20 protein-coding genes and 2 riboswitches are annotated in these 22,086 nt (G+C 56.7%); of the genes, 4 read left to right on the forward strand and 16 right to left on the reverse strand.

The genetic code is table 11. From position 1 onward, the window contains the following. Positions 1-287 precede the first annotated feature (287 nt). From sdhB to ACFPPD_RS12510, 3 genes are all read right to left on the reverse strand, one after another. A complete protein-coding gene (gene sdhB, locus ACFPPD_RS12500) occupies positions 288-1,061 on the reverse strand; it encodes a succinate dehydrogenase iron-sulfur subunit (RefSeq protein WP_209749867.1) in 774 nt (257 codons plus the stop codon). Between the two features lie 3 nt (positions 1,062-1,064). After that, a complete protein-coding gene (gene sdhA / locus ACFPPD_RS12505) occupies positions 1,065-2,822 on the reverse strand; it encodes a succinate dehydrogenase flavoprotein subunit (RefSeq protein ID WP_209749866.1) in 1,758 nt (585 codons plus the stop codon). Between the two features lie 73 nt (positions 2,823-2,895). Continuing rightward, the gene (locus ACFPPD_RS12510; RefSeq protein ID WP_209749865.1) at positions 2,896-3,567 is read right to left on the reverse strand and encodes a succinate dehydrogenase cytochrome b558 subunit; all 672 of its coding nucleotides are present in this window, start codon (positions 3,565-3,567) and stop codon (positions 2,896-2,898) included. 169 nt (positions 3,568-3,736) lie between these two features. On the opposite strand from ACFPPD_RS12510, the gene ACFPPD_RS12515 reads away from it, so the two are divergent. Continuing rightward, positions 3,737-4,651: a LysR family transcriptional regulator gene (locus ACFPPD_RS12515; RefSeq protein WP_209749864.1), complete on the forward strand. Its 915-nt coding sequence runs from the start codon at positions 3,737-3,739 to the stop codon at positions 4,649-4,651. 228 nt (positions 4,652-4,879) lie between these two features. Further along, a riboswitch (cyclic di-AMP (ydaO/yuaA leader) is annotated at positions 4,880-5,041 on the forward strand. Positions 5,042-5,046: 5 nt separating this feature from the next. Beyond that, positions 5,047-5,685 carry a 3D domain-containing protein gene (locus ACFPPD_RS12520; protein ID WP_209749863.1) on the forward strand — a complete coding sequence of 213 codons (639 nt, stop codon included), beginning with the start codon at positions 5,047-5,049 and terminating at the stop codon, positions 5,683-5,685. An 88-nt stretch (positions 5,686-5,773) separates the two neighbouring features. Here the strand turns inward: ACFPPD_RS12520 and ACFPPD_RS12525 are convergent, their stop codons facing one another. Genes ACFPPD_RS12525 through ACFPPD_RS12540 form a run of 4 tightly spaced genes read right to left on the reverse strand, consistent with a single transcriptional unit; the run spans position 5,774 to position 9,849 of the window. Beyond that, on the reverse strand, positions 5,774-6,541 hold the full coding sequence (locus tag ACFPPD_RS12525) for a polysaccharide deacetylase family protein (protein ID WP_378082389.1): 768 nt from the start codon (positions 6,539-6,541) through the stop codon (positions 5,774-5,776). Between the two features lie 57 nt (positions 6,542-6,598). After that, complete coding sequence (locus ACFPPD_RS12530) at positions 6,599-7,843, reverse strand: cation:proton antiporter (protein ID WP_209749862.1); 1,245 nt, start codon at positions 7,841-7,843, stop codon at positions 6,599-6,601. A 13-nt stretch (positions 7,844-7,856) separates the two neighbouring features. Beyond that, entirely contained in the window at positions 7,857-8,519 is a 663-nt protein-coding gene (locus ACFPPD_RS12535) for a potassium channel family protein (RefSeq protein WP_209749861.1), read from the reverse strand. Between the two features lie 13 nt (positions 8,520-8,532). After that, positions 8,533-9,849, reverse strand: a complete 1,317-nt coding sequence (locus ACFPPD_RS12540) for a TrkH family potassium uptake protein (protein WP_378082400.1) — start codon at positions 9,847-9,849, stop codon at positions 8,533-8,535. A gap of 200 nt (positions 9,850-10,049) precedes the next feature. Then, a riboswitch (cyclic di-AMP (ydaO/yuaA leader) is annotated at positions 10,050-10,234 on the reverse strand. A gap of 263 nt (positions 10,235-10,497) precedes the next feature. Here ACFPPD_RS12540 and ACFPPD_RS12545 point away from each other — a divergent pair. Then, entirely contained in the window at positions 10,498-12,216 is a 1,719-nt protein-coding gene (locus tag ACFPPD_RS12545; protein ID WP_209749859.1) for a CPBP family intramembrane glutamic endopeptidase, read from the forward strand. Between the two features lie 54 nt (positions 12,217-12,270). Here the strand turns inward: ACFPPD_RS12545 and uvrC are convergent, their stop codons facing one another. Beyond that, the gene (gene uvrC, locus ACFPPD_RS12550; protein ID WP_378082391.1) at positions 12,271-14,262 is read right to left on the reverse strand and encodes an excinuclease ABC subunit UvrC; all 1,992 of its coding nucleotides are present in this window, start codon (positions 14,260-14,262) and stop codon (positions 12,271-12,273) included. Between the two features lie 189 nt (positions 14,263-14,451). Here uvrC and ACFPPD_RS12555 point away from each other — a divergent pair, with 189 nt between their 5' ends. Then, complete coding sequence (locus tag ACFPPD_RS12555) at positions 14,452-14,598, forward strand: YqzM family protein (protein ID WP_209749858.1); 147 nt, start codon at positions 14,452-14,454, stop codon at positions 14,596-14,598. Positions 14,599-14,739: 141 nt separating this feature from the next. On the opposite strand, the gene ACFPPD_RS12560 is transcribed toward ACFPPD_RS12555, so the two are convergent. The 8 genes from ACFPPD_RS12560 to ACFPPD_RS12595 all read right to left on the reverse strand — a co-directional run bounded on the left by ACFPPD_RS12560 (position 14,740) and on the right by ACFPPD_RS12595 (position 22,062). After that, on the reverse strand, positions 14,740-14,931 hold the full coding sequence (locus tag ACFPPD_RS12560) for a YezD family protein (protein WP_209749857.1): 192 nt from the start codon (positions 14,929-14,931) through the stop codon (positions 14,740-14,742). A gap of 38 nt (positions 14,932-14,969) precedes the next feature. Continuing rightward, positions 14,970-15,842 carry a sulfate ABC transporter permease subunit CysW gene (cysW, locus tag ACFPPD_RS12565; RefSeq protein WP_209749856.1) on the reverse strand — a complete coding sequence of 291 codons (873 nt, stop codon included), beginning with the start codon at positions 15,840-15,842 and terminating at the stop codon, positions 14,970-14,972. Between the two features lie 4 nt (positions 15,843-15,846). Further along, positions 15,847-16,692, reverse strand: a complete 846-nt coding sequence (gene cysT, locus ACFPPD_RS12570) for a sulfate ABC transporter permease subunit CysT (protein ID WP_209749855.1) — start codon at positions 16,690-16,692, stop codon at positions 15,847-15,849. 34 nt (positions 16,693-16,726) lie between these two features. Continuing rightward, positions 16,727-17,791, reverse strand: coding sequence for a sulfate ABC transporter substrate-binding protein (locus ACFPPD_RS12575; protein ID WP_378082393.1), 1,065 nt, complete (start codon positions 17,789-17,791; stop codon positions 16,727-16,729). Between the two features lie 303 nt (positions 17,792-18,094). Further along, the gene (ptsP, locus tag ACFPPD_RS12580; RefSeq protein WP_378082395.1) at positions 18,095-19,843 is read right to left on the reverse strand and encodes a phosphoenolpyruvate--protein phosphotransferase; all 1,749 of its coding nucleotides are present in this window, start codon (positions 19,841-19,843) and stop codon (positions 18,095-18,097) included. Position 19,844: 1 nt separating this feature from the next. After that, positions 19,845-20,117: an HPr family phosphocarrier protein gene (locus ACFPPD_RS12585; RefSeq protein ID WP_209749853.1), complete on the reverse strand. Its 273-nt coding sequence runs from the start codon at positions 20,115-20,117 to the stop codon at positions 19,845-19,847. 21 nt (positions 20,118-20,138) lie between these two features. Further along, a complete protein-coding gene (locus ACFPPD_RS12590) occupies positions 20,139-20,591 on the reverse strand; it encodes a PTS sugar transporter subunit IIA (RefSeq protein WP_209749852.1) in 453 nt (150 codons plus the stop codon). A 94-nt stretch (positions 20,592-20,685) separates the two neighbouring features. Beyond that, on the reverse strand, positions 20,686-22,062 hold the full coding sequence (locus ACFPPD_RS12595; protein ID WP_209749851.1) for a PTS fructose transporter subunit IIC: 1,377 nt from the start codon (positions 22,060-22,062) through the stop codon (positions 20,686-20,688). Positions 22,063-22,086 lie beyond the last annotated feature (24 nt).

A 22,086-nucleotide genomic window follows, 5' to 3' on the forward strand; every position in this document is an offset into this window, starting at 1 on the left:
AGGAAAAAGTACGCTTATTTTCCTCCTCATGACCAAATGGAGGCGTTTTGGAAGTATTAAATGCATATTTTCCCTTTAGTTCTCAGTTAGCCGATTCTTCGTGGAAATTAGTAGTATTTTTTCCACTTAAGCTACGTTAGAGAGGTTAGTCTAAGCATGTGCATGGGTAGCTACAGCGTCGAGGTTAGTCTAGGTTCGTACATGGGCAGCTATAGCGTCGAGGTTCAAAAAATGAAAAAAAACCGCCGGGAGAGCCTAAGCTCTCTTCGACGGTCGAACAAATAAACTTACATGCCCAGCCATTGCTTGAACAGTTGCTTCGTCGTGTCGCGGTTCATGGCCGCGATGGACGTCGTCAGCGGAATGCCTTTCGGGCACGAGCGCACGCAGTTCTGCGAGTTGCCGCAGCCCTCGATGCCGCCCTCTTCCATGAGCGCTTCCAGGCGCTCGTGCTTGTTCATCTCGCCCGTCGGGTGAGCGTTGAACAGACGCACTTGCGAGATCGACGCGGGGCCGATGAAGCTGTTGCGGTCGTTAACGTTAGGGCACGCCTCGAGGCAGACGCCGCAAGTCATGCACTTGGACAGCTCGTACGCCCACTGGCGCTTCGATTCGGCCATGCGGGGACCCGGTCCGAGATCGTACGTGCCGTCGATCGGGATCCACGCTTTGACTTTCTTCAGCGCGTTGAACATGCGCTCGCGGTTGATGACGAGGTCGCGAACGACCGGGAACGTCGACATCGGCTCGAGCCGGATCGGTTGTTCCAGCTTATCGACGAGAGCGGAGCACGCTTGGCGCGGCTTGCCGTTGATAACCATCGAGCAGGCTCCGCACACTTCCTCGAGACAGTTCGATTCCCAGCATACGGGAGCCGTTTTCGCGCCGTCGGCTTTAACCGGGTTTCGTTGAATTTCCATGAGCGCGCTAATGACGTTCATGTTCGGACGGTACGGCACCTCGAACTCCTCGGTGTAAGAAGCGGCTTCCGGACTGTCCTTACGCGTGATGACAAACTTGACTTTGCGTTGCGCGGTTGCCGTTGCTGTTGTCGTCGCCATGGCTTAGCCCTCCTTCTTCTTGTTGGTGGAGTAGTCGCGTTTACGCGGCTTGATCAAGGACGTGTCGACCTCTTCGTACGAAATTTGCGGACCTTCCGCCGTCCAAGTCGCCTTGGACGTCTTGAGGAAGTTGTCGTCGTCGCGTTCCGGGAATTCCGGCTTGTAATGCGCGCCGCGGCTCTCGTCGCGCAATAGCGCGCTGACGGTCATCGATTCGGCCAGCTCCAGCATGTTCCACAGCTGGCGGGTATAAGCGGCGCCGGAGTTGTTCCAGTTCGCTACGTCGTTGATGTTGATTTTCGCGTAACGCTGCTTCAGTTCTTTGATTTTGCCGACCGTTTCTTCGAGCTTCTTGTTGTAACGAACGACGGTCATGGTGTTCGTCATCCACTCGCCAAGCTCTTTCGCGATGACGTAGGCGTTTTCCGTGCCGTCCATCTTCAGGATCGACTGGAATTTGCTCGACTGCTTGTTGCGCTCGCGCTCGAACACGCTTTCGGATACGTCTTCCGCCGACTTCTTCAAGCCTTTGATGTATTCGACCGCTTTCGGTCCCGTCACCATGCCGCCGAAGATCGCGGACAGAAGCGAGTTAGCCCCGAGACGGTTCGCGCCGTGATATTGGTATTCGCACTCTCCGCAGGCGAAGAGGCCCGGGATGTTCGTCATTTGGTTGTAATCGACCCACAAGCCGCCCATCGAATAGTGGACCGCAGGGAAAATTTGCATCGGGATCTTGCGCGGATCGTCGCCCGTGAACTTCTCGTAAATCTCGATGATGCCGCCGAGTTTGACGTCGAGTTCCTTCGGGTCTTTGTGGGAAAGATCAAGATACACCTTGTTCTCGCCGTCGATGCCGAGCTTCTGGTTGACGCAGACGTCGAAAATTTCCCGAGTCGCGATATCCCGCGGTACGAGGTTGCCGTAAGCCGGATATTTCTCTTCGAGGAAGTACCAAGGCTTGCCGTCTTTGTACGTCCAGATGCGTCCGCCTTCGCCGCGCGCCGACTCGCTCATGAGGCGGTTTTTGTCGTCGCCCGGAATGGCCGTCGGGTGAATTTGGATGAACTCGCCGTTCGCGTAATGAACGCCTTGCTGGTACACCGCGCTCGCCGCGGTTCCCGTGTTGATGACGGAGTTCGTCGTTTTGCCGAAAATAATGCCGGGACCGCCGGTCGCCAGAATGACCGCATCTCCGCGGAACGTGACGCATTCCATCGTGCGCAGGTCTTGCGCCGAGATGCCGCGGCATACGCCGTCGTCGTCGAGGACGGCTCCCGTGAATTCCCAATGCTCGAACTTCTGAACGAGCCCTGCCACTTCCCAGCGGCGAACTTGCTCGTCCAGCGCGTACAGCAGCTGTTGGCCCGTCGTCGCGCCGGCGAAAGCCGTGCGGTGGTATTGCGTGCCGCCGAAACGGCGGAAATCAAGCAAGCCTTCCGGCGTGCGGCTGAACATGACGCCCATCCGGTCCATCAAGTGAATGATGCCGGGCGCCGCTTCGCACATCGCCTTGACCGGCGGCTGGTTCGCGAGGAAGTCTCCCCCGTATACCGTGTCGTCGAAGTGTTCCCAAGGGGAGTCGCCCTCGCCCTTCGTGTTGACCGCCCCGTTAATGCCGCCTTGCGCGCACACGGAGTGGGAACGTTTCACCGGCACGAGCGAGAACAGGTCGACCCGCACGCCCGCTTCGGCCGCTTTGATCGTCGCCATCAGTCCGGCGAGACCGCCGCCGACGACGATTACTTTTTGAGTAGCCATCTATGTTTTCCTCCCAAGTAAACGGCTTCGTTCCGATGGGGAGCGAAACCCGTTTGTATCGAGCGATTCATGCTTATCCTTGCGTCGCGAAACCGATCAACGCCGCCGCGTCCGAAGAGAATTCGTCGCCGCGGAACGCCACGAGGGACAGCAGGAACAACGCGGACATAATCACGAATATGACCATGCAAATATTAGAAGATACCTTCTGAGCGCGAGGGCCTACCGTAATGCCCCAGCTGACGAGGAACGCCCACAAGCCGTTGGCGAAGTGGAACATCGCCGCCACGACGCCGATGACGTATGCCGTTAAGGCGACGGGATTGCTCAGAATATCGTTCATATGCTGGCCGAGATCCTCGTGCCGAACGTTGCCGAGCGTAATTTGGAATCGCGTCTCGTAGAAATGCCAGGCCACGAAAATAAACGTGATGACCCCGGTAATCCGCTGCCACGTGAACGCCCAGTTGCGCCCATAGCTGAATCGACCCGTGTTAAGATTCGATTGGTAGGCGATGTACAAGCCGTATACGCCATGGAACAGAATCGGCAGCCAAATGACGAACAATTCCATCCAGAAGACGAGCGGGATACTGTTCAACAAGTCGATGCTGTCCGAGAAGCCCTCCTGTCCTCCTTCGAACGCGGAGTAGTTGGTCAGCGCGTGCTCGACGATGAACAGCCCGAGCGGAATGACGCCGAGCAAAGAGTGAAGCTTTCTCGGTAAGTAGGAATTACCTGCCATGTGTGTGTTCGTTCTCCTTTCGCATCCGTGCTTCGACAACGATGACGACGAATTTCCAAGCGTCACCATTTTGTCACCGCTATTAAGGTTACTCTATTTTCGCTTATAATGGAACTGCTTATTTAATATTAAACCTTATAACCTACGCGCATAAGAGGAGCTGTGAAACATGCTGGAAGACATGCGTTTGTTCGCCGCGATCGTGGAGCAGAGAAGCCTGAACAAAGCCGCCGACCGCCTGAATTTATCCCAGCCCGCGCTATCCCGCCGGTTATCCCGGCTAGAAGCCGAGCTGGAAGTCGATCTGTTCCGCCGCATCGGGAAAAGGCTCGAGCTGACGCCCGCGGGCAAGCTTACGTACGAGTTCGCGTTGGATCTCCGACGGTTCCACGGCGACTACTTGCAGAAGCTGAACGCCTTCAAGTCTACGGAAGCTCCCGTTGCGACGATCGGAGCGAGCCTGACGACGCTTCAGACGACGCTTCCCGAGCTGATTACGGCCATGACCGGCAAACATCCTAACTTGGAAATCAAAGCGGTTACCGGCAAATCCCACGAAATCGCGACGCTAGTCAAAGAACGCAAAGTCGATTTCGGCATCGTCGCCTCTTCGGTCGTCGACGACCCAGGCATTACCAGTTTACCCTTGTTTGACGATCATCTTATCCTTGTCCTCCCCAGAAAACACATTCTATTGGAAAGAACGCATCTGGAGATGACCGATCTGAACGGTTTACCGATGATTTTGTTCGCCCCGGGCACCTGGTATCGCACGCTGACCGACGAGCTGTTCAGAACCTACAAGCTGAAACCGGACGTCCGGATGGAGATCGACTCGTTCGAAGCGATCATCCGCCTGCTGTCCGCTTGCCGGGCGGGAACGTTGCTGCCGAAGTCGTATTTGCGCGAGCAAGTTTTGGCGGATAACGATCTGTACCTGGTCCGCATCAGAGAACTCGAGGAAACGAATCGGACGACGTCCCTCATCCACGGCGATCCCGCGTGGCTCGCGCCTTCCACCCGGTACCTGATCGAAGAGACGACCGCTTATTTCGCGCGCAGGACCGGACCCGGAATCGAGTAACCCGACCGTCGCCGTACCCTGGCGCGAGCCGTTTCCTATAGTTACCGGTTTATCGGGCATACCCGTTGTGGTAGCCTTTTACATATGCCGCTTGGCTTTGTTTCCCGCTTAAGTACAAGTTCAAAAAGTCCGGTTTTCAAGATTCGATGTCGAATAATCTTCCTGGTCGCTTCGTGATCAAAATCGGACTTTTTGAACAACCTTATTAAAGGGGAATACCAAGGCATGGCATAATCACGGCCTAAACCTTACGGTGCGGGGGACAATATCGAAAGTATGTGCAGGATGCATATCCGCCATGTACTTGGGGTGAACCGCAGCGATGCGCAGGGCCGATCTCCCGGTCCGAACCCGACAGCTAACCTCGCCGGCCGATTATCAGGAGGACATCTCAGATGACGCACAGTTGGAAAAAGCTCGGAACGCGCGCGAGCGCGCTAGTACTCGGCGCCGCCCTGGCGCTTCCGTCGTTGACGGCCCACGCGGCCACCGCTCCGTACACGGCCAAGGAAGGCGATACGTTCTGGAAGCTGTCCAAGCAATTGAACGTTCCGCTTCAGAAATTGATGAACGTCAATCCGAACATCGATCCGCTCAACATTTACGCGGGATTGAAGCTGGTCATCCCGAACAACGGCATAACCGCCGCTTCGAAAGCCTCGCCGAACGCGGTGACCGCGCAATCGGTCACGACGACCGCCGGGCAATCGCTCGGCTTCTCCAAAGTTCTGGACATCAAAGCAACGGCCTATTCCGATTCCGCCGAAGAGAATGGCTGGGGTCCCGTCGATTACTTCGGCAAACCGCTTAAGCTCGGCACGATCGCCGTCGACCCGAACGTCATTCCGCTCGGCACGCGCGTATACGTGACCGGATACGACTTTTCCGGCTTGCCGGACGGCGGATTGATCGCCACGGCTACCGATAAGGGCAGCGCGATCAAGGGCAACCGAATCGACATCTTCGTCCCGGGAACCCGCCAATTCGTATCCGGATTCGGTTACCAGAGCGTTAAAGTTTACATTTTGAAATAACGGAACGACACGAAGAGGGCCGGACGCCGCGCGACGAACGCGAAGCGAACCGGTCCTTTTTGAACGCCGAAGGCGTTTTCGCTTGCGTTTATGATTTATACTCCTTCACGCCTAGCAGCTCCGATAAGGATACCGGTTCGTAACGGTGAAGCCGAAGCCAATCGATCAATGCCGGAAGCGCCTGTACCGTACCGCTAAGATTTTGCCCTTCCCCGCCTCCCGCGTGCATGAGCACGACGGCTCCGGGCCGGACGGAACGCGTCACGTTGCGCAGTATCTGCTTCGCGCTGAGCTGACGCCAATCGGAAGAATCGACGTTCCAATTGACGACCGTATAACCTTGTTGCTTCGCCCATCTGAGCTGCGTCTCCGTGATTTCTCCGTAAGGCGGCCGAACCAATCTCGGCTTGAAGCCGACGATGCCGTCGATGATCGCTTCCGCCCGCCCGATTTGATCTTGCACCTTCGCGAGCGGCAGCTTGGAGAAGTCGGGATGGCTATACGAATGGTTGCCGATATCGTGGCCTTCCTTCCGGATGCGCGAGACGATGTCCGGATGTTTCTTCGCGCGCGTACCGACGACGAAAAACGTCGCCGTCACTTTCTTTCTTCTTAACACGTCAAGTACTTGCGGCGTGAATCGCGGATCGGGTACGTCGTCGAACGTCAGGGCGACTTTGCGCGTATCCCCGTGCGCGGATAAGACGAAGGCTCCTTCGTACTTCTTCTCCATATCCGACCATCTCATGCCGGAAGGCTTGGCGAGCGCGATATCGGGACCGTTCTCCCAGAAAACGAAAAGGGTGACGGAGCCGATCAGCGCCATCACCGCTTTTATTAGTCGCGCCATCGTCATCGTCCGTTTCCTCCCGGCTTCTCGTCTCGACTATATCGTGAACGAAAAGCGGATTTTTCATGCGCCCGACGATGAACGTTTTTCCTCTAATCCCAATTTTCTCGCCAACCAAGCCGTCGTGCTCGCCTGCACGAGTATCGTGAATACGACCGCCATGAGAACGACCGCCGACACTTTATCCGCATGGGCGATACCGCTCGCGACGATCATGCCCGACAGCGCCGCGGGAATGACTCCCGTCTCCCTGACCCAGCACATGAACAGCAGTTCTTTCCCCGTCCATCGGGTTCTGCGGTCGGGCCATGCGGACGAGAACACCGTAAGCGGCCTGGCGATGAAGACAAGCGCGGCGACGACCGCCAGCGCCGGCCAGAAATACTGTCCGAGCAACGAGAAATTCACTTGGCTGCCCAACAAAATAAAAATGAACATCCGCATCATAACGGAGGCGTTGTCCGCCACGTGCCCCATTTCCTCCAGCTTGTCGTCGATCGAGACGCCGAGCAGACGGGCATTGCCCCATACGAGACCCGCCGTGAATGTCGCCATCAGACCGCTCACGTGCAGCAATTCGCCCGCCAAGTAGGCGGCAATCGCGACGGAGAGCATCGACAGCGCCGCGTAATCGCGGAACCAGCCCCATTTGGCGTGACCGACGAGAAAAACGATCGCGGCCGATATCGCGAATCCGACCGCGAGTCCGCCGACCGCCGTCTTGACGAAGTCGAGCGATACGCCGCCGACGTTCGGCGAGCTTCCGGACACAATCGCGGCCAGCAAAGCGAACGTCAGAATGGAGCCCGTCGCGTCGTTAAAAGCCGATTCGCTCTCAACCGTTTCCCTCAGTCTCAGCTTGACCGTCACTTGGCGAAACACGGGAATGATCGTCGCCGGATCGGTCGACGAGATGACCGCTCCGATCAAGAGCGAAGTCATCCAATCCAATCCGAACGCCTCATGGGCGACGAGCCCGACGATGCCGGCAGTGACGACGACGCCGACGGTGCTGAGCAGCGTGACGGAGACGAGCACTTGCTTTAAGCCGTGCCAGCGGATGTTCCTTCCGCCGTCGAATAAGATCAGCGCGGATCCCGCCGATAGGACGAGCTGGTTCGTCAGCGACGAGCTCTCTTCGGAGATCCAGTGCAAGCCTTGCCCCAAGATCATGCCCGCCCCGATGAACAGCACGACGTCGGGAACTTTAATCCATGACGCGAGCCTTCCCGTCAGAATTCCCGCGGCGAAGACGAGCAGGAACAACAATAGCAGATGGTGGACGGTTTGCGCGACTTCGGTTTCCATTAAGCGGATTCTCCTATTGCCCGATGGACTCTTGGAATTGTTCGATCTGATCGTTCGTCCCGATGACGACCATGACGTCGTCCGTCGACAAGACGTCCTTGGCGACCGGAGCGATGATGATGCCCTTCGGCTTGTTGATCGCGACGATGCTGCAGCCGAAGCGCCCTCTCGGATTCACGTCGTCGAGCGATTTGCCCGATAGACAGCTCGGCACCTGAAGCTCGGCGATCGTATATTGCTTGGAAAGCTCGATATAATCGAGCAGATTCGGAGAGACGAGCTGATGAGCGACGCGCACGCCCATGTCTCTTTCGGGATAGATGATCCGATCGACGCCGACCCGCTCCAGCACGCGGCCGTGCAGATCGGATACCGCCTTCGCGACGACCTTCTTGACCCCGAGGTCTTTCAAGAGAATCGTCGCGAGAATGCTCGCCTGGATATCGTCGCCGATCGCGACGACGCCGCAATCGAAGTTGCGGGCGCCGACCGATCTCAACACTTCCTCCTCGGTGGCATCCGCGACGATCGCGTGCGTCAGCACGTTCGACATCTCCTGCACTTTTTCTTCGTCCCGGTCCACGCCGAGCACTTCATACCCCAGATTAATAAGCTCGCGACCGAGGCTGGAGCCGAACCGGCCAAGCCCGATAATGACGAATTGGTTCAATTTCATGACGTCAACTTCCTTATCCGATTATGATTTTGCCTTCCGCGTGACGATAAAGCTGACGTCCTTGTCTAGGTCCGAGCGCGTAAGTCAACGTGAGCGGTCCGAGCCGGCCGATGAACATCATGATAATGATGATGATTTTTCCCGCGAGCGTCAGTTGGGGCGTGATCCCGAGCGATAGCCCGACCGTGCCGAAAGCCGACGTGACCTCGAACAAAATTTTCAGAAATAGTTGATCTTCCGTCGTCGATAAGATCATCGTCGCCAGAATGACGAGGCCGAAGGCGAACATCGTGACCGTCAGCGCTTTGTACACCCTTTCTTGGGCAAGCCGGTATTTGAAAAACACGACGTCTTCCTTGCCGCGCACCATCGCAACGACCGCGCCGATCAGCGCCGTGAACGTCGTCGTCTTGATGCCACCACCCGTCGATCCCGGAGACGCGCCGATGAACATGAGGATGATCATGAAGAACTGGGTTGCTTGCCTCATCGCCCCGAGATCGATCGTGTTCACGCCGGCGGTTCTCGGGGAAACGGACTGCGTGAACGCCGCCAATATTTTCTCCCCGAAATTCAGTTGCGCCATTGTCGAATTCGTATACTCGAACACGAAGATCAGAATCGCGCCCGCCAGAATGAGAATGCCGCTCATGCTCAGGACGACTTTCGAATGAAGCGACAGCTTCCGCTTCGGATTGCGAATGTCGACGAGATCGGCAAGCACGACGAAGCCGAGACCGCCGAGAATGATGAGCAGCATCGTCACGATGTTGACGAACGGATCGCCGACGTAATCGACCAAGCTGCGGTAATCTCCCATCACATCGAAGCCGGCGTTATTGAAGAAGGACACCGCATGGAACACGCCCCGGTACAACGCCTTCCCGAACGGCATATCGAACGTGAACCGGATCGTGAACAAGACTGCCCCGGCGAGTTCGATCGACAGCGCGTAGAGAATCACCTTGCGGACGAGCCGGATAATGCCTTCTATGCTCGATTGGTTAAACGATTCTTGAAGCACCAACCGTTCCTTGAGCGAAATTCGCCTCTTCAACGCGATCGCGAACAGCGTCGCCATCGTCATGAAGCCGAGTCCGCCGATCTGGATCATCGTCAGAATGATCAATTGTCCGGCCGTCGTCCAATACGTCCCCGTATCGACGACGACGAGACCGGTCACGCACGTCGCCGAAGTCGCGGTAAACAGCGTATCGATGAATCTCGGTTGCGCGTCGCCCGTATGGGCGAACGGAAGCATCAGCAAGCCGGCACCCGTTAAAATGATCGCGGCGAACCCAATAACGAGAAGACGCGGCGGAGAAGCCATTATAGATTCGAACAACTTGCGCAGCACTGGCTTTCCCTCCATCAACCGATGATGATTTTACCTTCCGCATGGTGGAACGCGAGGAAGATATTCTCTAGTTTGCCCGAAAGCGTCGATTCTCCCGTAAATCCGATCATCTTATGCCTTCTGACCGCACAAAAAAAGCACTGGAATCCCAGTGCCCGAAAATCGCACACGATTCCTGTTCGCGCTTGGCCTACGAGGTTAGCTGTCGGGTTCGGGCACGAACAGGCTGCCCTATCCAACGGCGGTCGGCGCCGCCGCTTGGAATTCACCCCGGTCTCCGCGAATACAATAGAACTTGTACCCGTGAGCGGTTGGTTCCCCCGTTTTCCGTCGTTCGGAAATTCGGCTCTTCTTTCGTTTCATCGTCATCTATGAAACGTACCACCGAATTATATTCTTTCCATCGGAGGGGGACAACACCAATTTTAAGTCAAACCGAGGCGTTTGAACGACTATGGTAAAGCTATTCGCCCGATAGGACGCCCAGACAACGATTATCGTCCGCTTTGCTTTCATTTTCGCCGAAAATGCGAGATACTGGATGAAAATAACGGCAGCGGATTCGCGCGGCCTTGCTGTATGCGTTTACTTCGGCTTTTATTGCGTAAGGAGAGATGTCAAATGAACGGAACGCAGCTTTCGCGACTGGATCGCCGCTGGGTATGGACGGCCGCGGCCGGCCTTTTCCTCTTCTTGCTCGTCCAAGTATTCCCCAATACCGGCCAATTGTTCTCGTCGGGTACGGAAGGGGTGCTCACCCGGGCGGAGGCGGAGACCCAAGCGTTCGCCTTGGCGGAGAGCAAATTCGGTCTCGCCCCGGGAATCGCGCGGAACGCGGAAGTGACCCACCTCTCGGACGGCGACGCGGTCGGCTACCTAACGAAAAATCAGCTGAACGCCGTTTACGATAAGGAATGGTCCGATCGCGCACCGACGGACGTCTATGCCGTCTCCCTTCAATCCGCCGGTTATTCCGGCAGGCTTGTCCTGTATCTGAACATGGAAAAAGGGACTCTCGTCGGCTGGGAGCACGCGTCCGAAAGGGAGAGCGCGTCCCCCGCTTCTTCCGGCGAGAGCAATAGCGAATCCGTCGCTTCAGCGCTGCAATACGCGGCTCGTTGGGGGGTAGACCCCGCCGATTGGAATCCGGACGGTCTCGCGCGCGAAGACGGATCCGTGCGGTTCACCGCCGCGTCGAACAAATCCGCGATCGGAGAAGCGGCCGTCAGCTTGGACGTTCGCGTACCCGCCGCATACAGCCCCTTGTCTTCGGCGTTCCCGCCCTGGCAGGGCGGCTACGTCAACTACGGCGTCGACTTGCCGGCCGATTTCCTGAAGTATATGGATACCCAGCAATATTGGTCGACCCAATTGTCCGTGTTCGGGTTTCTGTTGCCCAGCATTCTATTGTTCGTGCTCGCGATCGTCTATGCCGGCACGTTCGGCGATCGCACGTCGTTCGTGAGAGGCATTTTCTTGTCTTCGGTTTTCTTCGTTCTTTACGCCGGCATCACGTTCAACATGATTCCCGGACTCCGGGCCGGCACCTGGCAAGACGGCTCGGGCGTCGGCGAACAAGCGACGATTATCGTCAGCCTGATCACCTACTTCGTGATGGCGCTCATGACGTATTTCTCCGCCGTCGGGGGAGACGGGTTGTGGAAGTCGATGGGTCTCGCGTTATGGCCGCGATGGCAAGAAGCGGATTACGGGGACAAAGTGCTGTCCAGCATGCGAACAGGCTATTTCCTCGCCTTCATCCTGCTCGGAACGCAGTCGGTCATCTTGCTCGCGCTGGAGAAAACCGTCGGCTCGTTCTCGTCTTCCGACGCGACCCAGTCGATGTACAATATGAGCCTCCCTTGGTTGTTGCCGCTGCTCGCATGGTGCGCCGGCATATCGGAAGAGTTGCAAAGCCGTTTCTTCGGCATCGCGCTGTTCCGCAAATGGTTCGTCGGGATCGCCCGCAAGCTGACCGGCCGCGAGCCTTCGGGACGGACGATTTCCGTCCTGACGTTCGTCGCGATCGTGCCTCCCGGCTTGCTCTGGGCGCTCGGACACGTCGGTTACGCGATATACCCGTTCTATACGCGCATTATCGAGCTCGTCCTTATGTCGTTCCTGTTCGGCTGGTTTATGCTCCGGTTCGGCATTATGGCCGTCATCTTCGCGCACGTCACGCTCGACGCGATCCTCATGGGCGCGCAAATGATGTTCGACGGCTTGCCGGGAGACTTCGCCGCCGGCGTCTTCAGTCTCGCGATGCCCGGACTCGTCGGGGCATTCATCTGGTGGGCGCATCGGCGGTTCTCGAAATCGGCGAAATGGCGAGAAGCCTAACAAATAAGGGAGTTCCCCAAAGTCGTTCGACTCCGGGGAACTCCCTTATTAAAATTACGGTTTCTCCGCGTTAAGCGTCTCGAGAATGCGCTGCGCGAGCGCCTCCCCGATCGATACCGCCTTGAAATCTTCGACCTTCGCTTCTTTGATCGCCTTCAGCGAGCCGAAATGGCTAAGCAGCTGCTTGCGTCGCTTCTCCCCGATGCCGGGTACCGCGTCGAGACGGGAAGCGACCATGGACTTCGCCCGCTTCTCCCGATGGAACGTGATCGCGAACCGGTGAACTTCATCCTGGATGCGTTGCAGCAAGTAAAACTCCTGGCTGTCCCGCGGCAACGGCACCGCCTCCGGCGGATCTCCCACGAGAAGTTCCGCCGTTCTGTGCTTCGCGTCCTTCGCCAGGCCGCACACCGGTACGTCCAAGCCGAGCTCGTTACGAAGCACGTCGAGCACGGAAGCGATATGTCCCTTGCCGCCGTCGACGACGATCAGGTCCGGCAGCTCCAGACCTTCCTTGAGCACCCGCTCGTAACGGCGCCTGACGACTTCCCTCATCGACTCGTAATCGTCCGGACCTTGCACCGTCTTGACGTTGTATTTCCGGTATTCCTTCTTGTCCGGTTTGCCGTTCGTGAATACGACCATCGCCGACACGGGGTTCGACCCTTGAATGTTCGAGTTGTCGAACGCTTCGATCCGGTTCGCGCTCGGAATGCCGACCCATTGCGCGAGCCCTTCGGTCGCCTTGACCGTGCGGGATTCGTCCCTTTCGATCAGGCGGAACTTCTCCGCCAGGGCGACGCGGGAATTATCGCAAGCCATCGAGACGAGCTGCCGCTTCGTGCCCCGCTGCGGCAAAGCGACTTTGATCTTCAGCCAGCGGCGCAGCGTTTCGCCGACTTCGGCCGCTTCCCCTTCTTCCGCTTGCAACACTTCCGCCTGCGCTTCGTCCGCCTCGCTCAACGCTGCCGCGGCCGCCGACATCGCCGAATACGAGGTCGGCGTCTCCGCCACGGCCTCCGCCACGTAGACCGCCGAAGCGGTGTCCGGTTTCTCCCCTGCCGCTTCCTCCTCCTCCGGAGGAGACGGCAGCAGCACCTCGCGGGGCAACGCGGGATTATCGCTGTAATATTGGGTCACGTAACTGATGAAATCGTCGTATGCGTCGCCGAAGTACGGGAACATCGACATATGCCGCTGATTCATTTTGCCGTGGCGCATGTACAGAATCTGCACGCACATCCAACCCTTGTCGACGGAGTACCCGAACACGTCCCGGTCCATCGCATCGGACATGTTGATCGTCTGTTTCTCCATGAGCGCCTCGATCGCCACGATCTGATCGCGGTATTCGCGCGCCCGCTCGAATTCGAGAGACTCGGCCGCGGCTTCCATTTTACGCTTCAGCTCGCGCTTGATTTCGCCGTGCCCGCCGTTCAGGAACCGCGAGATCTCTCCGATCATCTCGTCGTACCGGGACTGTTCGACCGGATATTCGCACGGCGCGACGCATTGCCCGAGATGGTAATACAAACAAACTTTGTCCGGCAGCGTATTGCATTTCCGCAACGGGTACAACCTATCGAGAAGCTTCTTCGTTTCCTGCGCGGCGAAGGCGTTCGGATAAGGTCCGAAATACTTCCCTTTGTCCTTCACGACCCGCCTTGTCACTTCCAGCTTCGGATGCTTCTCGCTCGTGATCTTCAAATACGGAAACGACTTGTCGTCCTTCAGAAGCACGTTGTAACGCGGAAAATGCTCCTTGATCAAGTTGCACTCCAGAATCAGGCACTCGGTATTGCTGGCGGTAACGATATATTCGAAGTCGCGGATTTCCGAGACTAGCTTTTGCGTTTTGCCGTCATGGCTTCCGTTGAAATAGGAGCGTACGCGGTTTTTGAGAACTTTCGCTTTGCCGACGTAGATGATTTTGCCTTCGTCGTTTTTCATTAAGTAGCAGCCCGGTTGATCCGGAAGCAACGCGAGCTTGTGGCGGATGGTTTCCATCGCCTGCTCCCGACCCCGTGCAATATGCCGTTCGTCCATTTCGGCCCCTCCTCCAGACGCTTGCCGGGCAGAACACCCGTTCCTCCCATTGTAGCACAGCTTCAAGGTTACCGCTCATTTCCGAGCCCCCTTTGTCGCAAACTTGTCACCGTAACCTTCCGGGAACTCTTTACAACAAAAAGAGATGTTGGGTATACTGTAGCTATCGAATGTGTCAGGAGGCTTCCCATGGAAAACGTAAAAGATCCCCGTCAGCACATTAACGAAGAGCCGCGCGACGATTTAATGGACCTGGTAATGGGCTTCGGAGGCATGTTCGGCTTCATGTTCGTCGTGTTCGCGATCGCGGTTATCGTTAAATTTAACATTTCCTAATTTCCGCCTTACTACGGGAATCGAGAAGGCCGCCGGGGAGCGATGCTCCCGGCGGCCTTTTTGCGTTCCCTTCGCCTACGTCCGCTCGAAAAAACCATCCCTCCTTCCGGAAGAATGGTTTCATATCGACTCCGACCGTCGTCAGTTCGCTTCCTGCTGCTTTGGCTTGGCGGCCCGCGCGACGATATCGTCGTAACGCTTCCTTTCTTTGCGTTCGATCTGCACGATTCTGCCGTCATGCACGACGATGTTCACTTCGCCGTACTCCAGACCGTTAACCTGCTCGGCGATGCGACTCAGCCAACGCTCATCCACTTCCACCGGTTTCGCCATCTCGATACCCTCCCGAATTGTACGATTATGGATTGATCTTACTTCTTATGTTCCCGGCTCATGCGGTTTTCCAATAGAGATTTCAATACGAGCGTGACGATCGCCAGCAGCATGAGCAAGGACGAGACGGCGAACGAAGCGCTGAATTGGTACTCGTTGTACAAAATCTCGATATGAAGGGGCAGCGTGTTCGTTTCGCCCCGAATATGGCCGGAGACGACCGATACGGCGCCGAATTCGCCCATCGCCCTCGCGTTGCAAAGAATCATGCCGTAGAGCAAGCCCCACTTGATGTTCGGCAACGTAACCTTGAAGAATACGCGCCATCCGCGGGCGCCCAGGCTAACCGCGGCTTCCTCGTCCTGCACGCCCTGCGCTTCCATGAGAGGAATAAGCTCGCGCGCCACGAACGGGAAGGTGACGAACATCGTCGCGAGAACGATGCCCGGCGTCGCGAAAATAATGTCGATGTTATGATCGTCCAACCAAGGGCCGAGGAAGCCCTGCGCGCCGAACAAGAGCACGTAGATCAAGCCGCTGACGACCGGAGATACCGCGAACGGCAAGTCGATCAGCGTGACGAGCAGGTTTTTGCCGCGAAACTTGAATTTCGCGACCGCCCACGCGACGCATACGCCGAATAACGTGTTCAGCGGCACGGCGATCGCGGCCGTGATCAGCGTCAGCTTAAGCGCCGACAACGCTTCGGGATCGGACAAGGCAGCGACGTACGCGGCCCAGCCTTTGCGAAGCGATTCCGCCATGACGGCCGCCATCGGCAGAATGACGATCAGCCCGAGGAACAGAAGGGCGATGCCGATGAGCGCGATCCGGACGCCGCGCGATTCCGTCAGATGCGGACGTTCCGGTCCGCTTTGCCCCGCGCGGGGATTCGTTACGATTCCGGCCATCGGCTTAGCCTCCCTTCACGTTTCGCAACCGGCGGTTGCTCCAGCGCTGCAGCACGTTGATAAACAGGAGCAACACGAACGAAATGAGCAGCAAGACGACGGCGATCGCGGCCGCTTGACTGTATTGGTATTGCTCCAGCTTCGTGATGATCAATAACGGCGCGATTTCGGTTTTCATCGGCATGTTGCCCGATATGAACACGACCGAGCCGTATTCCCCGATGCCGCGGGCGAACGCGAGAGCGAACCCCGTCAATAGCGGCGGAATCAATTCCGGCAAAATGATTTTGAAAAACGTTCTCCCCCGATACGAACCGAGCAGGACGGCCGCTTCCTCCATATCGGATTCCATATCCTGAAGGATCGGTTGAACCGTCCGCACGACGAACGGGATGCCGATGAAGATCAACGCGATCGTAATGCCGATCGGCGAATAGGCCACTTTCACGCCGATCGGCTCGAGCAGCGACCCGACCCAGCCGTTCGGCGCGTAAATCGTCGTGAGCGCGATGCCCGCGACGGCCGTCGGCAAGGCGAACGGCAAGTCGATCAAGCCGTCGATGATTCTTTTCCCCGGAAAATCGTAGCGCACGAGCACCCAGGCCAGCAGCAAGCCGAAGACGAGATTCACGAGCGCCGCGAAGAACGACGCGTACAAACTCAGCTTATAAGAAGCGACGACCCGAGGGTCGGAAACCGTATCCCACCATTCCGCCGGAGACAGGTTCGCCGACTTGAGCACGAGCGCGGCCAGAGGAATGAGGACGATCAAACTGAGATAGAGGACGGAAAATCCGAGAGTTATCGATAAGCCCGGCAATACCCGGTCTTTCTTGCGGAAGATTGTCATGTGTCCGTATGAACTCCCCGGCCCGCGCCTTTAATCAGGAACCGGGCGTATAGATTTGATCGAAAGTTCCGTCGTCGGCGAAGTGTTTCTCTTGCGCCGTTTTCCAGCCGCCGAAGTCGTTGTCGATGGTCAACAGGTTCAAGTCCTTGAATTGGTTCTTGAATTTATCGGCGACCGATTGCAGGCGCGGACGGTAGAAGTTCTTCGCCGCGATCTCTTGGCCCTTCTCGGAATACAAGTATTTCAAGTAGGCTTCGGCCGCTTCGCGCGTGCCTCTCTTATCCGCGTTCTTGTCGACGACCGCGACCGGAGGTTCGGCCAGCACGCTGATCGAAGGCGTGACGATTTCGAATTTGTCTCCGAACTCCTTCAACGCCAGATACGCTTCGTTCTCCCACGCGAGCAGCACGTCTCCGATGCCCTTCTCGACGAAAGTCGTCGTCGATCCGCGAGCCCCCGTGTCCAGCACGGGCACGTTCTTGAACAGCTTCTTCATGAAATCGAGCGTCCGCGGCTCGTCGTAGCCGAGCGTCTTCGTCGCGTATCCCCATGCGGCCAGGTAGTTCCAACGGGCTCCGCCGGACGTTTTCGGGTTCGGGGTAATGACTTGGATGTCGTCCTTGATCAGGTCGCCCCAGTCATTGATCCCTTTCGGATTGCCTTTGCGAACGAGGAACACGATCGTCGACGTGTACGGCGTACTGTTGTTATCGAACGACTTCTGCCAGTCGGTCTTGAGCAAGCCCGCCTCCGCGATCGCGTCGATGTCGTATCCGAGCGCCAGCGTCGCGACGTCGGCGTCGAGGCCGTCGATGACGGCGCGCGCCTGCTTGCCCGAACCGCCATGAGATTGCTTGACGGTAACGGTGCCGCCCGTCGTTTCTTTCCAATATTCTGCGAAGCTTTTGTTGTATTCCTCGTACAGCTCGCGGGTCGGATCGTAGCTGACGTTCAGCAGTTCGATCGATTTGGACGGCGTCCCCGTCGATTCGGTCCCCGATGCGGGCTGATTGTTCTTGTTGTTCGAGCCGCAAGCGGATAAGGCGGATACGATAAGGGTTCCGATAAGCGTGAAGCGGAGGGTTTTAAATAATTTCATTTTCATACACCTCTGAATTCGATTTTTAATCGTGCATGGCTGGCATCCGTCCGTCTTCCCCGACCCCGGCTGGCCATGCAGATCGCCATACTACAATAAAACCTACCCGAATTATAATTCATACCTGTTTAGTTGGTAATGTTGAAATCTTAACCTTTGACCAAGCCCGCTGTCAATAACTGACTATAAAAAATATTTATAAATAAAACGACACGTTTGCTTAATGCCGCGCTAAACGAATAAAAGCACCTGATCCCTATAGGATTCAGGCGCTTTCGTGAATGTAACCACGATATCCGGTATTCAAACGAATGGATGCTGCTTCAAGAATGCGTCGATTTCGGCGCGTACTTCGGTCGGAGTATCCAGTTCAAGCAAGCGATCGACCAGTTGTTCGCAAGCGCTCCGCTCGAGTTGCGTGACGATCTGCTTGATTCGCCGAATGGCCGAAGACGACATGCTCCACTCGTTCAGACCGAGTCCGACGAGCAGCGGGGCCGCGATCGGATCGCCCGCCATGCTTCCGCACATGCCCGTCCATTTACCATGATTGTTCGAGGCATCGATGACATTCTTGATGAGCCTGATGACCGCGGGATGGAAATAATCGTACAAATAAGAGATTTTCTCGTTCATCCGATCTACCGCAATCGTGTACTGCACGAGATCGTTCGTGCCGATACTGAAGAAATCGACTTCCTTCGCGAAGCGGTCCGCCATCAGGGCGGCGGAAGGAATTTCGATCATAATGCCGACCTCGATCGGCTCGCCTATCTTAACGCCTTCCGCGATCAACTGCCGTCGAGCTTCCTCGTATAAGCCCTTGGCCTGTCGCCATTCGTCCAACCCGGAAATCATCGGGAACATAATCTTCACGTTGCCGTACGCTCCTGCCCGGATGATCGCCCGCAGCTGAGCGAGAAAGAGTTCCTTGCGGTCAAGACAGAGCCGAACGGCGCGATAGCCGAGAAACGGATTCAATTCTTCCGGAAGATCGAGATACGGCAGCTCCTTATCGCCGCCGATATCGAGCGTCCGGATCACGACGGGACGTCCTTGCATCGCTTCCGCCGCTTGGCGGTAGGCTTCAAACTGCACCTCTTCGGAAGGCATTTGGGATTCGCTCATAAACAAAAATTCCGTCCGGTACAAGCCGACGGCTTCCGCGCCTTTCTCCGCGAGCCCGACGGCTTCCTGCGGGGTGCCGATATTGGCCGCGATTTCAATGCCGAAGCCATCCTTCGTGACGGCAGCGAGCTCCGCGTATGCCATTAGCCGTTCCTGCTCGTCTTGCTCGGCGGCCATCTGACCGGCAAACGATTCTTTCGTCGACTGCTCGGGACGCAGCACGCATTCGCCCGTGGAGCCGTTGATGATCAGATCCTCTCCATGGCCGATGACGTCGATCGCGGAGCCGATGCCAAGTACGGCCGCTATGCCGAGAGAATTTGCAAGGATAGCGGTGTGAGACGTTTTGCCCCCGATTCGCGTAACGAAACCGAGAACATACCGTTTATCCAACTGAACCGTATCGGAAGGAGTTAGGTCGTCGGCTACGATAATCGACTTCTCCTTAATATCGGTCAATCTTGCGCCCTGATGTCCGACGAGATGCGTCATCAGCCTACCGCCGACATCCCGTACGTCCGCAGCCCTTTCGCGCATATATTCATTGGCCATGCTTTCGAATATACCGGCTACCTGGTTCACTGTGCGCCGAACCGCGGTTTCTGCCGACCAATGATCATTCTGGATAAGCTTTAGCATCGGCGGGTAAAAGGCCGGATCGTACAAAAAGCTGATCTGACCTTTCAATATCGCCGCCTTCTCTTCGCCGAGCGTCAATTTGGCGCGTTCGATTAGCAGTGCCAGTTCCTCGACGCACTGCGCCTTAGCCCGCTCCAGGCGATCCGACTCTTGTTCCGGCGACTCGGTTTTGCTCTCCTTGATCTCTTCGAGCTTTAGCGGCTTATAGACGAAAGCCTTGCCGAATCGGATGCCCTCCGAGACGCCTAGTCCTACAATTCGTTTCTCCATCGATTCCGTCATCATTTTACGCTTCTCCGAAGCCGCTCAGCACGAGCTCGGCTAGCTGCGCGACCGCTTCCGCTTCGTCCGGACCATCGGCTTCGATCGCGATGACGGAGCCCTTATCCAGACCGAGCGTCATGAGGCCCAGGATGCTTTTTGCATCGGCCGCGATCGCGGTGCCTTCCGGCTTGATCAGAATGGTGGATTGAAATTGCGATGCCTTCTCGCTAAATAGCTGCGCGGGACGGATATGAAAGCCCGAGGCATTCCGAATGGTAACTTCCCGTGTATGCATGAGTAAAACCTCCAATATTGTTTATATCGTCGCAAGCAAGCTCTTCAGTTGATCCGGTTGTTCGACGGCCATCAGCTTTTCGCGGAATTCGGAGTCGATGAGTTTACGGGATAATGCGATCAGGATTTGCAAATGCTCGTTGCCTGCCGCCGCTTCCGGTACGGCTATCATGAATACGACCTTTACCGGCTCGCCGTCGAGCGATTGCCAGTCTGCGGGAGCGGACAGCTTCGCGAACGCAAGGCCCGGCTTGGAGACGCCCGCGGATTTGCCGTGCGGAATCGCCACGCCGAAGCCGATGCCCGTCGAACCTGTATTCTCGCGCGTAAGTACGGCATTCATGTAATCTTCCTTGCTCGATACGGAACCGGATAATACAAGCCCGTCGATCATGCTGGAGATGATCGCGTTCTTATCTGTCGAGTCTAATGGGATAAATATCGATTGATCGTCAAGAAGGGCGTTAATGTTCATGTTGGTTTCCTCCTGAAATGGACTTTAATAATCGGAAATAGGGGGAGGAAGAAGCCCTCCCCTTGATTGTAATCTTCTTACAGCGGCTGGCCGCTTATGAATCCAGCCGCTGCTCGACCGGTTTCTTAAGAATGCTGAGCATGACGGCGGTCACGACCGTACCGATCGCGATCGCCAGCGCATAGAGGGCAAGGTGGCCAACCAGAGGAAGGACGAAAATACCGCCATGCGGAGCGCGAAGCGTTGCGCCGAAAGCCATCGACAAGGCGCCGGTTATGGCCGAACCTGTCATGATGGACGGAATGACGCGGAACGGATCGCCTGCCGCGAACGGGATCGCGCCTTCGGTAATGAACGATATGCCAAGTACGGCCGCGGCGTTGCCGGCATCTTTCTCTTCCTTCGTGAACTTATTCCTCGCGATTAGCGTGGCGAGCCACAGACCGAGCGGAGGCGTCATACCGGCAGCCATTACGGCCGCCATAGGACCGTATACGTTGCTTGCAAGCAAACCGACGGCAAACGTATATGCGGCTTTGTTTACCGGCCCCCCCATATCGAACGCCATCATCGCGCCTAGCAGCAACCCGAGAAGTACGGCGTTCGCCGTTCCGAGCGAGGTCAACCAGTCGGTTAGTCCGTCCATAATCCCTTTGACCGGTTCTCCGATGACATAGATCATCAACAGGCCGGTGACACCGGAAGCAATGAGCGGAATAAGCAAGATCGGCTTCAGCCCTTCAAGGTTGCGCGGAAGCTTGATATATTTCTTTAACGCTTGTGCCGTGTAGCCTGCCAGGAAGCCGGCGAGAATACCGCCGAGGAAGCCGGCGCCGGTACTCGATGCAAGCATCCCGCCGATGAGACCGGGCGCGAGGCCCGGTTTCTCGGCAATAGAGAAAGCGATAAAACCGGCAAGAATAGGAACCATCAAGGCAAAAGCCGAACTGCCGCCAATTTGCATCAGCGCTGCGGCCAATGTTCCTTCTTGCTTAAACGCCTCATAGCCGAAAGCGAACGATATTGCGATAAGCAAACCGCCGGCGACGACAAGCGGCAGCATATGCGAAACGCCTGTCATCAGATGCTTGTAAGGTCCGCTTCGGGCAGCGCTGCGCTGCGCCTTCGACTGTTCGACCTGCTTCGCATAGTCGCCAGGCGCGGATGCTTGCTTGGCTAAAGCTTCTTCCAGCAGTCCGGCAGGATTTTTGATCGCTTGCGCGACAGGCACCTTTACGACCGCTTTCCCCGCAAAACGGGATTCGAGCACATCGGTGTCGGCGGCAACGATAATCGCGTGAGCTTCGGCGATTTCCTGGTCGGTAAATTCGTTCTCGACGCCGACGGCGCCCCGGGTTTCGACTTTAAGCGGAATGTCTCGTTCTTTGGCCGCTTTTAGCAACGACTCGGCCGCCATATAAGTGTGAGCGACACCGGTTGGGCATGCGGTTACTGCAAGTATTTTTTTCATTGTTGTTAGCCCTCCTTAGAAGTT

This window comes from Cohnella suwonensis (assembly GCF_042655365.1).
Classification (GTDB): domain Bacteria; phylum Bacillota; class Bacilli; order Paenibacillales; family Paenibacillaceae; genus Cohnella; species Cohnella suwonensis.

Bases quoted from the DNA above. Each gene is read 5' to 3' on its own strand.
- sdhB (WP_209749867.1), bottom strand. From the start codon at position 1,061: ATGGCGACGACAACAGCAACGGCAACCGCGCAACGCAAAGTCAAGTTT.
- sdhA (WP_209749866.1), bottom strand. From the start codon at position 2,822: ATGGCTACTCAAAAAGTAATCGTCGTCGGCGGCGGTCTCGCCGGACTG.
- ACFPPD_RS12510 (WP_209749865.1), bottom strand. From the start codon at position 3,567: ATGGCAGGTAATTCCTACTTACCGAGAAAGCTTCACTCTTTGCTCGGC.
- ACFPPD_RS12515 (WP_209749864.1), top strand. From the start codon at position 3,737: ATGCTGGAAGACATGCGTTTGTTCGCCGCGATCGTGGAGCAGAGAAGC.
- ACFPPD_RS12520 (WP_209749863.1), top strand. From the start codon at position 5,047: ATGACGCACAGTTGGAAAAAGCTCGGAACGCGCGCGAGCGCGCTAGTA.
- ACFPPD_RS12525 (WP_378082389.1), bottom strand. From the start codon at position 6,541: ATGACGATGGCGCGACTAATAAAAGCGGTGATGGCGCTGATCGGCTCC.
- ACFPPD_RS12530 (WP_209749862.1), bottom strand. From the start codon at position 7,843: ATGGAAACCGAAGTCGCGCAAACCGTCCACCATCTGCTATTGTTGTTC.
- ACFPPD_RS12535 (WP_209749861.1), bottom strand. From the start codon at position 8,519: ATGAAATTGAACCAATTCGTCATTATCGGGCTTGGCCGGTTCGGCTCC.
- ACFPPD_RS12540 (WP_378082400.1), bottom strand. From the start codon at position 9,849: ATGGCTTCTCCGCCGCGTCTTCTCGTTATTGGGTTCGCCGCGATCATT.
- ACFPPD_RS12545 (WP_209749859.1), top strand. From the start codon at position 10,498: ATGAACGGAACGCAGCTTTCGCGACTGGATCGCCGCTGGGTATGGACG.
- uvrC (WP_378082391.1), bottom strand. From the start codon at position 14,262: ATGGACGAACGGCATATTGCACGGGGTCGGGAGCAGGCGATGGAAACC.
- ACFPPD_RS12555 (WP_209749858.1), top strand. From the start codon at position 14,452: ATGGAAAACGTAAAAGATCCCCGTCAGCACATTAACGAAGAGCCGCGC.
- ACFPPD_RS12560 (WP_209749857.1), bottom strand. From the start codon at position 14,931: ATGGCGAAACCGGTGGAAGTGGATGAGCGTTGGCTGAGTCGCATCGCC.
- cysW (WP_209749856.1), bottom strand. From the start codon at position 15,842: ATGGCCGGAATCGTAACGAATCCCCGCGCGGGGCAAAGCGGACCGGAA.
- cysT (WP_209749855.1), bottom strand. From the start codon at position 16,692: ATGACAATCTTCCGCAAGAAAGACCGGGTATTGCCGGGCTTATCGATA.
- ACFPPD_RS12575 (WP_378082393.1), bottom strand. From the start codon at position 17,791: ATGAAATTATTTAAAACCCTCCGCTTCACGCTTATCGGAACCCTTATC.
- ptsP (WP_378082395.1), bottom strand. From the start codon at position 19,843: ATGATGACGGAATCGATGGAGAAACGAATTGTAGGACTAGGCGTCTCG.
- ACFPPD_RS12585 (WP_209749853.1), bottom strand. From the start codon at position 20,117: ATGCATACACGGGAAGTTACCATTCGGAATGCCTCGGGCTTTCATATC.
- ACFPPD_RS12590 (WP_209749852.1), bottom strand. From the start codon at position 20,591: ATGAACATTAACGCCCTTCTTGACGATCAATCGATATTTATCCCATTA.
- ACFPPD_RS12595 (WP_209749851.1), bottom strand. From the start codon at position 22,062: ATGAAAAAAATACTTGCAGTAACCGCATGCCCAACCGGTGTCGCTCAC.